We start from the raw sequence: 13400 nt of genomic DNA, 5'->3' as shown, positions 1-13400 counted from the left end.
CCTGTGACTACCCCCGCTTTGCCCTTGATATGCCGGAGACTTTCACCACGTTCGCATTACTTGCTGGCGCCAATTTTGCGTGCCAATTTGGAGGGCCACCAGACCTTAGGTCCAATCTCCTCCACCAGTGCTGGCACTAGCAGGCTGCGGACAATAAAAGTGTCCAGAAGCACGCCAAAGGCAACAATGAACCCCAGCTGTCCCAGGAACATGATGGGTACAACCCCTAGTGCGGCGAAGGTTGCTGCAAGGACAACACCTGCAGAAGTAATCACACCGCCGGTGACCTGCAGCCCGCGGCGCATGCCTTCATAGGTGCCGATTTTCAAGGACTCCTCGCGCACTCTTGTCATGAGGAAAATGTTGTAATCCACGCCCAGCGCTACCAGGAATACAAAGCCGAACAACGGCACCGAAGGATCCGCGCCAACATAGTTGAAGACATTATTGAAGACCAATGCGCTGACGCCCATGGCCGTTCCATAGGAGAGCACCGTGGTGATCATCAAGAGCAATGGAGCGAGCACCGAGCGCAAGAGCAGCATCAGAATCACGAAGATCGCGCCCAGGGTTGTGGGGATGATTTTGTAGAGGTCCGCCTGCGCCGTTGCATTGGTATCGAGCTGCGTGGCGGTGGTGCCGCCAACCAGCGCTTGCGAATTGACCTGGTGCACCGCATCGCGCAGCTGAACGATGGTTTGCTTGGCCTCATCAGAGTCGGCTGCATCGGCCAAGGTCACAGAAATGAGGTTACGCCCCTGGACCTCATACGGCTCAATTCCGCGCTCAGCTACCGCAGGGCCGCCATTTTCGGCCTGCAGGTACGCTGAGTCAACACCCGTCACATCAAGAGCCTTGTCCAGGGTTGCCTGGGCATCTGCTTGATCAACTATCACCGTTGCCGGGGAGCCGGTTCCTCCCGGGAAATGCTCGCCCAGCGCTACCTGGCCATCGCGGGCTTCAGAACCGCCAACCACCAGTTCGCTTTGAGGCACTCCGTGGGCCTTGAGCCCGGTGACGCCCAGAACTCCCGCGGCCAAGACGACAACTGTGATCATCCAGATTGGCCGTGGATGCCGGGCGACAAAGCCAGCTATCCTGCCCCACAAGCCCGCCGGGATCCCCTGGTCTTGGGGAGCGCTTTGAGGCTTGGGAGCAAATGGCCAGTAGGCGGCCTGGCCTAAAAGCCCCAATGCTGCTGGCAAGAAGCTCAGTGCAGCAATAATCGAGAAGATGATGCCCGAAGCGCCGATGGGCCCTAGAGCCTTGTTGGAGTTCAAATCCGAGAAGAGCAGGCAAAGCAGGCCCACGGTAACGGTGCCGCCCGAAGCGATAATCGGCTCCAGCGAGCTCTTGAACGCCGTGGATACTGCTTGCCACTTGTCTTCACCTGCTACCAGCGCTTCCTTGTGCCGCGCGACAAAGAGCAACGAGTAATCCGTGGCCGCGCCAATCACCAAAATGGAAAGGATGCCTTGGGCCTGTCCATCCAACCGGATCCAGCCCTCCGAGGCCATGAAATAGACACTCAAAATCGCGGCGCAGAGGGCAACCATCGAGGTCATCAGCACCGTGATGGGCAGCAGCAGCGAGCGATAGACCAGCAGCAGGATAACCAGCACCGCTGCCAGTGCCACGCCCAGCAGCACCCCGTCGATTCCGCCGAAGGCTTCAGCCAGGTCCGCGCTGAACCCTGCCGGTCCAGTCACGTAGGCGGTGGTGCCTTCGGGCTTTTCTGCGGCGATCAAGGAACGCAGTTCCTCCACGCCTTCTTTGGCTTCGGTCTCGCCGGAGATTGGTACGAGCAGTTCAGCGGCTTGCCCGTCCTTAGAAATAAATGGGCCCGCCACGTCCCCATCGAGGTACCTGAAGCCAGCAAGTTTTTCGGCGAGCGCATCGGTGGCAGAAGCCTCCAGTTGCCCCGCGCCGGTTAGGACCACGACGGCGGGGATTGCTTCAGAGGTTTGGAATTTGTTCTGCCACTCAAGGGCACGGGTGGCTTCTGCGCTGGCGGGAAGGAAGGAGGTCTGGTCATTGGTCTGGACTTCGGAAAGTTTCCCGAAAGTGGGTCCGCCTAGTCCAGCGACGCCGAGCCACAGCAGAATCAAGACAGCGTAGATTCCAACTCTTATACCTATGCTTTTTCTTTTCCTGGTAGTGGTCGAGCCGTTTGCTAGCTGGGTTTGTTGTGGCACTTTCGCGTTTCCTCATTCATTGTGGGACTCTGCGCATCGATCCTCGATATGTATCCAACATTACCCTAGATAGTTCCACCATCGAACTATTTTTTCTGCACACCGGCCAAAACGGTTTAGGATTGCGGCTATGACTGCAAGCGACTACCAGCAGCTGGTGGTGCTCCTACAGGAATTCAGCCAGGCAACCGACCGCTATGTTGAATCCACGGGAGCGCAATTCGGCACCCACCGAACGGACATGAACGCCTTGTCCATCATCATGAAGTACCAGCAACGCGGAGCACTGCCGTCCCCCAAGGACCTGAGCCATGAACTGCAGTTGAGTTCCCCCGCCACCACTGCGATGCTGGACCGCCTTGCACGCCTGGGCATGATTGAACGACTGCGCTCCGACCAGGATCGACGAGTCATCCGGATCTCTCCAACCGAAAAGGCCCGGCTCAAGGGGCGCCAGATGTTTATGCCGCTGGGCATGAAAATGATGGAAGTCATCGGCACCTACAACGACCAAGAACTCCAGATCGTCACCCGCTTCATGAACGATGCCATCGCCGGGGTCGACGAGGCCCGCGAAGAAGCCGTAACGAAAAGTCCCGCGAATCTCTCGAACCTGCCAGCGGGCACTAGCATTAACCGGTGACTCTTTCACTGTGGTTTTCCCTCCTTAGCGCCTGCATCATCATCAGCTTCACTCCCGGTGCTGGCGCCATCAACACCATGAACAATTCGATGCGCCAAGGCTGGCGTGCCTCCATCTGGGGCATCCTTGGACAGCAAATCGCCTTGCTCATCCATGTCGTGATTGTCGCCGCCGGCGTTGGAATCCTGGTAGCCAATAGCCCAGCGCTCTTTGCCGTCATCCGATATGCCGGAGCGGCCTACCTGGTGTATCTGGGAATCCGAATGCTGTTGTCCAAACCGGAAGTGGCCTCCGATGGAACCACCTCGGGGCGGCAGCTGACCCGACGCGCGATGCTCAACCGCGGGATCCTGGTCAACTTGCTCAATCCCAAGGCCATCGTGTTCTTCTTGGCTTTCACCCCGCAGTTCATCAACGCGGATCAGCCGCTGCTGGCTCAATACGCGTTGTATATCGGAACGGTTATCGCCGTGGACATCTTGGTGATGTACTTCTTCTTTGCCGGCACCGCACGCACCTTCCAGCGCTTTACCGCCACCTACCGCGGCGCGAAGATGCTGAATATCCTCTTCGGGGTCCTGTTCATCCTCGTTGCTCTTCTGCTGTTGTTCCTGCACTAGCCGCATCAACCCGGAAACGTTACCGATTTATGCCCGACTTTCGGGCGCGTAGCTATCGCACCAGAGGGCTTGTGCCCATAGACTGATGCCATGTTCCGGATAATGATCGTGTGCACGGGGAATATCTGCCGTTCGCCTATGGCCGAGTACATGCTCAAAGACGCCTTGGTTAATGCCGACGTCAGCGAAGTTCAAGTACTCTCGCGGGCCATCACCGACGGCGAAGTCGGCAACCCCATCGACGAGCGCGCTGCCAGCATCCTGCACAGCCATGGACTGGACGCCTCAGAACATGTCGCTGCCCAAATCGACGCCGATGAATTGGCCGATATGGACCTCGTCCTGGCCATGGACACCGACCACTTCGAAGAACTGGTACCCGAGTTGGCGGAGCTCGACCCGTCGCAACGGCCTCAGCTGCGCATGTTCCGCTCCTTTGATCCGCAGGCCGCCAGCTCGCCGCATGACCGCCAAGGCGTTTACGACCCCTGGTATGGCGATGCCGGCGACTTCCGTGAAACCTGGAAACTTATTTCTGCTTCCCTGCCAGCCCTTGTAGATTACGTGCGGAGTAATATCGCTTCTCGTGGAAACCGCTAGACCAACTTTTATTGCCATTGATGGACGCTCCGGTTCAGGCAAAAGCACCTTCGCATCAGACCTAGCGCAACGCCTTTCAGCCACTTCGCCGGTGGCTGTGCTGCGCCTGGAAGACCTCTATCACGGCTGGCACGGATTGGGCCATGCCTGCGACCTGTACAACCAGTTGCTTCCTGCGCTGGCCCGCGGGGAACAAGTCGCCTACCTCACCTGGGATTGGGCCGCTGGCTGCCTGGGGGAACAGCAAATCTTCTCCCCTGGCAGGATCGTGATCATCGAAGGTGTCGGCGCGCTCAATGACCAGGCGGCGAGCTTCATCGATGTGGGCATCTGGCTTGATGCGCCAGAGGACTTTCGGCGCGAGCGCGCACTGGCCCGCGACGGCCAGACCTACACGCCATTCTGGAGCACCTGGGCTGATCAGGAAAACGGCTATCTGACCGCAAATTCGCCGGAGCACCATGCTGACTTGGTCATCAACACTGCAACGGTCGCCGATCCGCTCTCCGCCCTGGTCGAGGCTTCGCGGTTTTTGCCGGCAGGGATCAAGCCACTGGGCCTGATGGGGTCCCAGATCAACAGCGTGCCCACGCTGCGCCAAAGCTATCAAGCACCAGCCGACGCGGCCGCGCTCTTTGATGCGCTCACCGAGCGGTTGCCGCATGCAGCCCTGCTGGAATCCACCAGCCAGCATCTGGAGGATCCGCTGGGACGCAACCGGTATTCCCTGCTCGCCTTCTCCACCTCCCAGCAGCCGCCACTGCTCACCGCCGATGCCAGCGGAGCCACGGTCCGCCTTCCCGGTGCACGCGTGCAATTGGGCCACGGCTTTTTTGATTCGCTCTCGGGGCTGTGGCCGCCAACCGCTCCGCTGGACACCGAGTACCCCTTGCCGTTGTGGGTCGGCTATCTGGGCTACGAACTAAAGCGCGAAGTGGGTGCCGCAAATCTCCACGCGCACATCGCTGAGGGATCCTGCCGTCCCGACGCGCAATTCTTCGCCCCCGATACCATCGTGGTCATCGACCACCAGCTTTCGCGGATGCACCTGCACAGCACCGGCAAACCGGATGCCGCCATCACCATCCTGCTGGGCAATCCGCCATCGCATCGCGCCGCTGCAGCTCTCCCCGTTCCGCAATTCAGCTGCGCCGACACGGCCTCCGGATACCAGGAGAAGATACGCCGTGCCCAACATGAAATCTATGAGGGCAACACCTACGAGGTTTGCCTGACCACCGAGCTGACAGCTCATGCAGAGGACTTCAACCCTTTCGAGGCCTACTGCCGGATGCGCCAGTCCAGCCCGGCGCCGTTTGCGCACTATCTTCGGCTCCCCGATCTTGAAGTCGCCAGCATCTCCCCCGAGCGATTCCTTGCCCTGTCCAAGAACGGCCGGCTGCGCGCCGAGCCGATCAAGGGAACCCGCCCGCGGGGCATCGACGAAGAAACCGATCTGGCTCTCAAGCATGATTTGGCCACGCATCCCAAGGATCGTGCCGAGAACATCATGATCGTCGACCTGTTGCGCAACGATCTCTCCCACCATGCGGTACCGGGGTCGGTGCGCGTGACCCGGCTGTGCTCGGTGGAAAGCTATGCCACGGTGCACCAAATGGTGTCCACCATTGATGCGGCCTTGCAGTCCCCGGAACTTGCAGCCGATGCTTTGCGCGAAGCCTTCCCGCCCGGATCGATGACCGGCGCCCCCAAGCTATCGACCATGAACATATTGGACGAACTCGAAGAGCATCGGGCACGCGGCTTGTATTCCGGCGCCGTGGGCTACCTCGGGGCCGATGGAGCCGCGGATTTCTCGGTAGTCATCCGCACCCTGGTCTGCGACAGGCTCCCCGATCAGTCATGGCGCCTGTCGCTGGGACTGGGCGGTGCCATCACCGCGGATTCGGTGCCAGAGGACGAATGGGACGAAGTCATCACCAAGTCCCGGGGTGTGCTCCAGGCGCTGGGAGCCAGCTTCCCGGCCGCTACTGCAAGGTAGCGGTCAAGCGGGCCACATTGTCAATCCAGCGCTGCATGCGCGGGCGGCGGCGCCACTGCGACAGGGTAATTTCCGAGGAAATCTCCCGGTAATGGTTCTGCACCGCATTCACGGCATCGACCATGTCCTTGCCCAGGAGCATGACCGAAATTTCCATGTTCAAGCTGAATGAGCGCATGTCCATATTCGAGGAGCCCACCACGGCGACGTCATCGTCCACGGTGAAGCACTTGGTATGCAAGACCATCGGAGCGGGATAGCAGTGGATGCGCACGCCTGCTTCCAGCAGCTGCTGGTAGTAGGACTGCTGCGCGTGATGGACCAGGAACTGGTCTCCTTCTTCACAGACGAACAGTTCCACTTCCACCCCGCGCTGCGCGGCCGTGGTGATCGCATAAAGCAGCGAATCGTCGGGGACAAAGTAGGGGCTGGTAATTTCCAGGCGTTCCGAAGCCGAGTAGATCAGCGTATTGAACAGGCGCAGGTTATTTTCCGTGCCAAAGCCCGGACCGCTGGGAAGCAGCTGGGCCAGAGTAGAGCCCGGTCGCTCTTCATAAGCCAGCGGATGCCGTGCCTCGTTCATGTCCATCAGCACTTCTTGGTCGTCATCCTCTTGCCACCAGTCGATGGCAAAGGTCACGTCCAGGCTGCGCACCAATGGGCCTTCAACGCGAAGCATCATTTCAACCCATTCACGCCCGACCTTGTGCGAGGACTTGCGCTTGTAGCCGGGCTCAATCAGGTTCTGGCTTCCGGTGAAGCCGACTTCCCCGTCGATCACCAGGATCTTGCGGTGGTTGCGCAAGTCCGGGCGGCGCCAGCGCCGGCCAATCAGGTCGATGGGCAGCATAGGACGCCAATTGATGCCCGACTTCTTGAGCCGTTTTTTCAGTTCGCCATAGCCCTTGACCCGCAAGGTGCCCAGGTGGTCGAAGAGCAGGCGCACGTGCACCCCGCGCTGGACTGCCCGCTCCAGCGCGTCGAGCACCGGTCCAACATATTCTTCGTCATCGCCCATGATGTAGAACTGGATGTGGACATAGCGGGTCGCCTTGTCGATTTCTTCGCGCATCGACTCCATGGAGGAACGGTAGTCGGAAATCACCTCGACACTGTTGCCGCCTTCCAACGGCATCGCGCCGAGGTTGCGGTTGAGCATCACCGCGGATTCAACCCATTCTTCTTGTGAATGGAATTCCTCCGGCATCTGCATATGCCTGGTGGCATCCATGATCTGCGCATGGGCGCGTTGCTGCTTTTCCAAGCGTCGGCGAGAAAGGCGCGGATTGGCAAACAGCCAGTAGGCCAGCAGCCCGACCACGGGGAGGAAGAAGATCGCAAGCAACCAGGCCATGGCCGTCGTCGGGCGTCGATTGCCGGGGACGATGCCGATCATGAAGTAGCGAACCGCGAGTTCGATAGCGACCAGGATGCTCCACAGCACGCCACCGATTTGCACCAGCACTTCATTGCTTGGCAACACTCAAGCACCCCCTTGGCAATGCACGATGATCGACGCTATTTTCGGCTCTGATCTGCGTCAGGCAGCTCAAATGCCTCCGCCCAGCTTATCTAAGATTCTTCGCCTTGTCTGAACACCATTCAGAAGAAAGGCCACGGAAGTGGCATGGGTTCGATAATCTGTAGGTATGAGCTCACTAGTATTCTTGGATCCGGCCTATCCGGCAGGCTACTTGGCCGATATTTCTGCACCCCAGCTTCTGGTCACCGCGCAGGGAGTCACCCGCGGTGACGGTGTCTTCGAATCGATGCTCTACACCAACCAGGCTGTCCGAAAAATCGAGGCCCACTTGGCCCGCCTGGCCACCTCGGCCGAGGTGGCCGATCTGGTCATCCCCGATGCGCGCAGCTGGTACGCGGCGGTGGATACAGCAGTCGCCGACTTTGATGCCACCGGCGGGGCCGAAGAAGCAGTGGTCAAGCTCGTTGCAGCCCGCGGCGAGCACGATGAGGATCCAGCCATCTGCTGGGTCACCGTCACTCCGGCCCCGGCATTGGGCAAGGAACAGCGCGAGACCGGTGTCGACGTGTTGCTGCTGGACCGCGGTTACGACTCGAAACTCGCCGAACGCGCGCCGTGGCTGATGATGGGTGCCAAAACCCTGTCCTACTCCGTGAACATGGCGGCCCTGCGCTATGCCCGCAAGCACGGAGCCCACGACGTCATTTTCACCTCGGCCGACGGCATCGTGCTCGAAGCGCCAACCTCTACCGTGTTGGTGGCCCAGCGCGATGGCGAGACCAAGCGCCTGCTGACCCCGATGCTGGAAACAGGCATCCTGCCGGGAACCACGCAGAGCGCCATTTTTGATGCGGCAGCCCAGGATGGCTGGGACCTGGGCTACGGCCCATTGCGTCCCGAGGACCTCTACCAGGCAGACGGCGTCTGGCTGGTTTCTTCCATCCGCCTGCTCACCCCGGTGCGCACCATCGACGCCAAGCCATTGCGCTTGGACGCCGAGCTCCATGAAGAGCTCAGCGCCCTCAGCGAGGCGATCCGCTAGCCCCAGACCAAGTTGTAGGTGCCGGCCAGCACGGCCGCACCTACAGCCAGGGTGCCCAGCACGATGCCCGCCAACAGCACCGCGGCATCCTTGCTGGTGAAGGTGGCCGTGCGAATCCAGGTGCGCTGCCCGATGCCGAAGCCCTTGGCTTCCATGGTGACCGCCAGCCGTCCGGCCCGGCGAAGGGCCTGGACCAGCAGGGCCAGGCACTGGCCCAGCTTCGCGCCGATGCGCTGGGCAACGGTGCCGAAGCTGCCCACCCCGCGCGCCCGCCGAGCCAGCCCGAGAGTGGCGAATTCTTCCACCATCAGCCCCAGCAGGCGCATGCCGGCCAGCGCTCCGAGCACAAAACGGTGCGGAACACGCAACTGCTGCGACAACGCCCCGCCCAAATCGCTGGGATTAGTGGTTGCCAGCAGCAAAATGCATGGAAGCGCCAAGGCGAAGGCCCTCAAGCCGGTGGCGATACCGCCGTGGACCGAGCCCTCGGTAATGCTGAAGATCCCCAGCTGCGCATACACGGCCCCGCTGTCCTGCCCCACCAGGGCAATGCCCCAAGCGGCCACCACCCCGGCGATCAGCAGGGGCCAAGCCCGCTTGAAGAATCTTGCCGGGCTCAAGCCCGCCAAGGGGAAGGCCAGGATGGTCGCAGCAACGACCACCAGCGCCGAAACCCAGTCCAAGGTGGTAATCAGGGGCAAGGTGGCTGCTGCCACCGCACCCAGCTTGGCCAAGGGATTGATCTTCGCCAGCCAGCTGTGGCCCACCGGAGCGTCGAGGACCGGGCCCCTGGCGACCACGGGCTCCTGATTCGCGACAGCGGTCAGGTGAACCTCCCGGGCCCCCAGAACGCTGGCCAAATGCTCGTCGTGAGTCACTGCGATAATCGCGGTGTCCTGCTCCAATTGCTCCACGAGCAATCCGGCAAGCTCCCGCCATGTCCTGGCGTCCTGTCCGAAGGTTGGTTCGTCCAGGATCAGCACATCGGGGGCCGCGGCCAACACGGTGCCCACCGACAACCGGCGTTTCTCCCCTCCCGAAAGAGTAAAGGGATTAGCTTCGGCCAGATGCTGCAAGCCCAAACGCTGCAGCAGCGACTCGACCAGGGCATCAACCTGCTGCGCTTCGTACTTCAGCTCGTGGCCGCCGCTTGCCTTGGCCCGCAGCGGCGCAAAAGCCAATTCTTCGCGCACGCTCTGGGTGACAAATTGGTGTTCGGGTTCCTGGAACACCGACCCTATCCGGCCGATCAGGGCTCCTGCCCGCCAGCTGAATGGTGATTTCCCCAGGCCGTTGGCCAGCGCGTCGGAAGCCTGCAAGGCTCCCTGTGCCGGTTCCAGCAAACCGCCCAAGGTCAGTGCCAAGGTGGATTTCCCGGCGCCATTCTCGCCGCGGATAACCGTCGCCGTTCCAGCGCTCACCGCCAGATTCACCGTTTGGGTCCGGGGCGCTTGCCCGCTGCGGGCGCTGACCAGCTCGGCGGCTTCCAGAAGCAGCGCCCCGGGCCGGGGGCTCGCCGGTCGGACCTGTGGCGAATAGCCTGGCACCCACACTCCGGCCTCCGAAAGCTCTGCACGCAGGTCTTCATCGTCAATGAGCCGCTGCGGGTCCAGGTCGTGGGCGATGCCGCCGCCTGGTTCGAGGACGATGACTCGATCCATATGTTCTGCCCACGCATCCAGCCGGTGCTCGACCACGATCAGCGTGGCGCCGCTGAGCCGGGCGGCGTTGAGCACCGCATCGCGCAATGGCCCGATGCCTTCCGGGTCGACGTTGGCGGTGGGTTCATCAAGCAGCATCAGCCCAGGCTGCATGGCCAGGATTCCGGCCAGGGCCAGGCGCTGCTTTTGCCCGCCGGACAGTTCCTGGGTGCGGTGGTCCATGGGCAGCATGCCCAGCCCCACCGCGTCCAGGGCCTCGGGAATTCTCTGGCGGATGATGGCCGGATCCACCGCCAGGTTTTCGGCGCCAAAGGCCACGTCGTCGGCGACCCGGCTTTGCACCACCTGGGTCTCCGGGTCCTGCTGCATCAGCCCCACCGGGTGTTCCCGGGCGAAGGCGTCTGACCCGTCGATGAGCAGTTGACCGGCGATCTGCTCGGCCCCATCGACTTCCAGCAGTCCGGCCAGGGCATGGAGCAAGGTTGACTTGCCTGCCCCGGACGGGCCGATTAGCAGCACCTTTTCGCCGGAGTTGATCTGCACGTCAAATGCCGAGATGGCAGGTTGCGAGCGTTCCGGGTGCTGCCAGCAAAAACCTCGAGCAATGATCTCGATGCCTCGCCGAGTTTGTGCCGTGGCACCGGTGTTGGCCATCGAACTCATTTCGCGGCCAGTTTTCCGGATTCAAGGTGTGCCCGGCGGCTGGCCAAAGCGCTCAACGCGCCGGTCTTGGCCAGGCCACGGGTTGCCAGCCAGGACAGCAGGCCTGCAACAATCAGCCCGGAGACACCGGTAGCGATCACGTGGAACAGCTTCAGCGCCGGGGTGTATTCAACGTAGTAGGCCATGATGTAGGCCTCGGAAATACCGGCGAAAAGTCCAGAGAAGAGCCCGGCAAGCAATGCCACGCCCAAATTCCACTTGCGGTAGCGGAACGCGGCAAAGACCACTTCGGCACCCAGGCCTTGGACCAGGCCGGACAGCAGCACGGTCAGGCCATAATGCGAACCGAGCAGCGCTTCGACCACCGCTGCCAGCAGCTCGCAATACAGGGCCGCGCCGGGCTTGCGGATAATCAGCGCGCCAAGCACCGCGGGGAAGAGCCAAACGCCGGTGAGCAGTGCTGCCGCGGGAGGGAAGGCCGCAAAGGCCAGCGAGAACAGCCCATAGCCTGCGCCCCAGGCCCAGAAGATGACGCCCGAGGCGACTGCGATGACCGATGCAGTGACGATGTCTACGACGCGCCAGCCAGAACGCTGATTTGCTGCTGATTGCTTCATTGGTGGTCCTCCTATATCAAGGAGGGGAGATGTACGGATTCAGGGCACAATGGTCCCGGTCCGCATCCGAGATGCTCGACTTCCTTCGCCGGTACTAGCCGGAGCAGGTTCGAGGGTCTGCGATCTATCGCACTCTCAGCGTCTTGCGACTCCAGTTTCGAAGTCTGACGCTCCCCTGTCGGAAAATTACTGCCCACCTACCATACCGCAGGTATGCTGGGCAGAGGAACGATAAGTCACGACGTTGAAACGAGGGCAAAATGAATACAGTGCAGAAACTTGCCACCACGGGTATTTCCATTGGCGCCGGTTTTGTCGGCAGCAAGCTGGTTGACCAGCTGTGGAAGGGTTTCACCGGAAACAAGGCACCCCGTAAGGGAAGCGAAGAAGCCGCCGAGGCTTCGCTGCGCCAGGCTCTCGGATTTGCGATCTTCTCGGCCATCGTGGCAGCCACCATTCAGGTGCTGGCAGACCGCGGTAGCAACAAGGTAGTCGCACGCTTTAGCAAGTAGCGCACACAGCACGGGCATCCCGCCGTCGGCGGGATGCCCGTGCTGTGTTGTTGTCCTAGTCTTCAGATTTTCCGGTTGCACCCGAGGTTGCATCGAAGGTTCCGGTGGGCGGGGCACTGCTGGTCTTGTCCACAATCTGCTTGAGCTCATCGGCATAGAGCGAGTCCTTGGCAGCGTGCTTGGTGCGGTAGCCGGAGCGCCCGATCATATGAGCCGAGACCGGTGCGGTCAACAACTGCATTCCCCATGCCAAGAAGAGCACGGGAACCACAGCCCAGCTGCGCAGCTGAATCGCCAGCCCGGTGAAGACCAGCAAGAACCCGAGGACCTGGGGCTTGGTTGCGGCATGCATGCGGGTGAGCATGTCGGGAAAGGTCAGCAGGCCAATACCGGCAATCAGTGACATGAGGCAACCGGCAATCAGCAGTACTGCCACGAGAATATCCACGAACATCTCCATCAGGCATTCCTCTGGTCAGAAACGTAGCGCGAAACGGTGACCGAGCCGATGAAGCCCAACGTGCAAGCGGCAATGACGAAGAGCAGGTAGTCGGTGTGCCGGTTGTAGACCATCTCCAGGCACAGCGCCACGGAGATGATCAGCAGCATCACGTCCAGTGCGAGAACGCGGTCGAGAATCGACGGGCCCTTGGCCACGCGGATTACACAGGCAACGGTGGCCAAGCCCAGCATGATGCCGCAAATCCACATCACGATTTCCATCATTTTTTGCCCTTCATTCGCATCAGGTTCGGTCCGCATTCGTGCTTGATCGCGTCGAACTCATCCCGGCTGCCGATGGCCATGATCATCCGGCGTTCAATGTCGCGCACGGCTTCACGGGCACGGTCCATATCCTGCCTTGATTCGATATTGATGTAGTGCAAGTACAGCGTTGATGAACTGCGGTCCACGTCAATGACGAAGGATCCCGGGATCAGGGTCAGCACATGGCCAACCGTTGTCACGATCAGATCCGAGTCGGTGCGCAGGGGAACCGCAATGACGCCGCTGCGGGTCTTCTTTCCCCGGAAGATGGCCAGGCGGGCCACTTCGAAGCTGGCCACAAACACCTGGCCAACAAACCAGATGAATAGCTGCAGGCAGTACCAAACGTTCATGCGTCCCGAAAGCACCACCGGAGGCAACGGAAAGAGCGTGACGATGACCAGCGCGATAATCACACCGAAGATCAGGTTCGCCGGCGAGAAATCCTGCCACAGTGCGCACCACACAAAAATCAGCAGGGCCAGCAGCGGCCATTCCTGCTTGAGTGTCGCCCGGTGGCGCACGCCTGAGGTATCCAGCGCATCATCAATACGCTGGTCACCGGGTTTCAAGTTTTTAGTCGGCATCATCCCT

At 61.0% G+C, this 13400-nt stretch carries 13 protein-coding genes and 1 riboswitch; of the genes, 6 read left to right on the top strand and 7 right to left on the bottom strand.

The annotated features are described in order from the left end of the window. Positions 1 to 56: 56 nt before the first annotated feature. Positions 57 to 2108: an MMPL family transporter gene (locus tag ACT7DV_RS10635; protein WP_444662443.1), complete on the bottom strand. Its 2052-nt coding sequence runs from the start codon at positions 2106 to 2108 to the stop codon at positions 57 to 59. Between the two features lie 217 nt (positions 2109 to 2325). On the opposite strand from ACT7DV_RS10635, the gene ACT7DV_RS10630 reads away from it, so the two are divergent. From ACT7DV_RS10630 to ACT7DV_RS10615, 4 genes are all read left to right on the top strand, one after another. Then, positions 2326 to 2838 (top strand): MarR family winged helix-turn-helix transcriptional regulator, encoded by a 513-nt coding sequence (locus ACT7DV_RS10630; protein ID WP_444662441.1) that lies wholly within the window; start codon positions 2326 to 2328, stop codon positions 2836 to 2838. After that, positions 2835 to 3458: a LysE family transporter gene (locus ACT7DV_RS10625; RefSeq protein ID WP_444662439.1), complete on the top strand. Its 624-nt coding sequence runs from the start codon at positions 2835 to 2837 to the stop codon at positions 3456 to 3458. The genes ACT7DV_RS10630 and ACT7DV_RS10625 overlap by 4 nt, the downstream gene beginning before the upstream one ends. A gap of 90 nt (positions 3459 to 3548) precedes the next feature. Continuing rightward, positions 3549 to 4058, top strand: a complete 510-nt coding sequence (locus ACT7DV_RS10620; RefSeq protein WP_444662437.1) for a low molecular weight protein-tyrosine-phosphatase — start codon at positions 3549 to 3551, stop codon at positions 4056 to 4058. Next, positions 4045 to 6060: a chorismate-binding protein gene (locus tag ACT7DV_RS10615; protein WP_444662435.1), complete on the top strand. Its 2016-nt coding sequence runs from the start codon at positions 4045 to 4047 to the stop codon at positions 6058 to 6060. The genes ACT7DV_RS10620 and ACT7DV_RS10615 overlap by 14 nt, the downstream gene beginning before the upstream one ends. Here ACT7DV_RS10615 and cls read toward each other — a convergent pair. Further along, entirely contained in the window at positions 6047 to 7540 is a 1494-nt protein-coding gene (gene cls / locus ACT7DV_RS10610; RefSeq protein ID WP_444664834.1) for a cardiolipin synthase, read from the bottom strand. The two genes, ACT7DV_RS10615 and cls, sit on opposite strands and share 14 nt — an antisense overlap. A 169-nt stretch (positions 7541 to 7709) precedes the next feature. Between cls and ACT7DV_RS10605 the strand changes: the two genes are divergently transcribed. Beyond that, positions 7710 to 8585: an aminodeoxychorismate lyase gene (locus ACT7DV_RS10605; protein WP_444662433.1), complete on the top strand. Its 876-nt coding sequence runs from the start codon at positions 7710 to 7712 to the stop codon at positions 8583 to 8585. Here ACT7DV_RS10605 and ACT7DV_RS10600 read toward each other — a convergent pair. Both ACT7DV_RS10600 and ACT7DV_RS10595 read right to left on the bottom strand, forming a co-directional pair. Further along, entirely contained in the window at positions 8582 to 10909 is a 2328-nt protein-coding gene (locus ACT7DV_RS10600; RefSeq protein ID WP_444662431.1) for an ATP-binding cassette domain-containing protein, read from the bottom strand. The two genes, ACT7DV_RS10605 and ACT7DV_RS10600, sit on opposite strands and share 4 nt — an antisense overlap. Continuing rightward, the gene (locus ACT7DV_RS10595) at positions 10906 to 11526 is read right to left on the bottom strand and encodes an ECF transporter S component (protein ID WP_444662429.1); all 621 of its coding nucleotides are present in this window, start codon (positions 11524 to 11526) and stop codon (positions 10906 to 10908) included. Before ACT7DV_RS10595 ends, ACT7DV_RS10600 begins: the two co-directional genes overlap by 4 nt. A gap of 63 nt (positions 11527 to 11589) precedes the next feature. After that, positions 11590 to 11713: riboswitch (TPP riboswitch) on the bottom strand. A 73-nt stretch (positions 11714 to 11786) separates the two neighbouring features. Between ACT7DV_RS10595 and ACT7DV_RS10590 the strand changes: the two genes are divergently transcribed. Continuing rightward, positions 11787 to 12038, top strand: coding sequence for a DUF4235 domain-containing protein (locus ACT7DV_RS10590; RefSeq protein ID WP_060702398.1), 252 nt, complete (start codon positions 11787 to 11789; stop codon positions 12036 to 12038). A gap of 55 nt (positions 12039 to 12093) precedes the next feature. On the opposite strand, the gene mnhG is transcribed toward ACT7DV_RS10590, so the two are convergent. Genes mnhG through ACT7DV_RS10575 form a run of 3 tightly spaced genes read right to left on the bottom strand, consistent with a single transcriptional unit; the run spans position 12094 to position 13393 of the window. After that, complete coding sequence (gene mnhG / locus ACT7DV_RS10585; protein WP_444662427.1) at positions 12094 to 12498, bottom strand: monovalent cation/H(+) antiporter subunit G; 405 nt, start codon at positions 12496 to 12498, stop codon at positions 12094 to 12096. Next, a complete protein-coding gene (locus ACT7DV_RS10580; RefSeq protein WP_444662425.1) occupies positions 12498 to 12764 on the bottom strand; it encodes a monovalent cation/H+ antiporter complex subunit F in 267 nt (88 codons plus the stop codon). Before ACT7DV_RS10580 ends, mnhG begins: the two co-directional genes overlap by 1 nt. After that, complete coding sequence (locus tag ACT7DV_RS10575) at positions 12761 to 13393, bottom strand: Na+/H+ antiporter subunit E (RefSeq protein ID WP_444662424.1); 633 nt, start codon at positions 13391 to 13393, stop codon at positions 12761 to 12763. Before ACT7DV_RS10575 ends, ACT7DV_RS10580 begins: the two co-directional genes overlap by 4 nt. Positions 13394 to 13400 lie beyond the last annotated feature (7 nt).

The sequence above is a fragment of the Glutamicibacter sp. TV12E genome (assembly GCF_052441935.1).
Taxonomy (GTDB): Bacteria; Actinomycetota; Actinomycetes; order Actinomycetales; family Micrococcaceae; genus Glutamicibacter.
This window is presented reverse-complemented; position numbering and strand designations above follow the sequence as displayed.

What these genes read in the sequence shown, in the direction of transcription:
- ACT7DV_RS10630 (WP_444662441.1), top strand. Translation starts at nt 2,326, where the DNA reads ATGACTGCAAGCGACTACCAGCAGCTGGTGGTGCTCCTACAGGAATTC.
- ACT7DV_RS10620 (WP_444662437.1), top strand. Translation starts at nt 3,549, where the DNA reads ATGTTCCGGATAATGATCGTGTGCACGGGGAATATCTGCCGTTCGCCT.
- ACT7DV_RS10605 (WP_444662433.1), top strand. Translation starts at nt 7,710, where the DNA reads ATGAGCTCACTAGTATTCTTGGATCCGGCCTATCCGGCAGGCTACTTG.
- ACT7DV_RS10600 (WP_444662431.1), bottom strand. Translation starts at nt 10,909, where the DNA reads ATGAGTTCGATGGCCAACACCGGTGCCACGGCACAAACTCGGCGAGGC.
- ACT7DV_RS10595 (WP_444662429.1), bottom strand. Translation starts at nt 11,526, where the DNA reads ATGAAGCAATCAGCAGCAAATCAGCGTTCTGGCTGGCGCGTCGTAGAC.
- ACT7DV_RS10590 (WP_060702398.1), top strand. Translation starts at nt 11,787, where the DNA reads ATGAATACAGTGCAGAAACTTGCCACCACGGGTATTTCCATTGGCGCC.
- mnhG (WP_444662427.1), bottom strand. Translation starts at nt 12,498, where the DNA reads ATGGAGATGTTCGTGGATATTCTCGTGGCAGTACTGCTGATTGCCGGT.
- ACT7DV_RS10580 (WP_444662425.1), bottom strand. Translation starts at nt 12,764, where the DNA reads ATGATGGAAATCGTGATGTGGATTTGCGGCATCATGCTGGGCTTGGCC.
- ACT7DV_RS10575 (WP_444662424.1), bottom strand. Translation starts at nt 13,393, where the DNA reads ATGCCGACTAAAAACTTGAAACCCGGTGACCAGCGTATTGATGATGCG.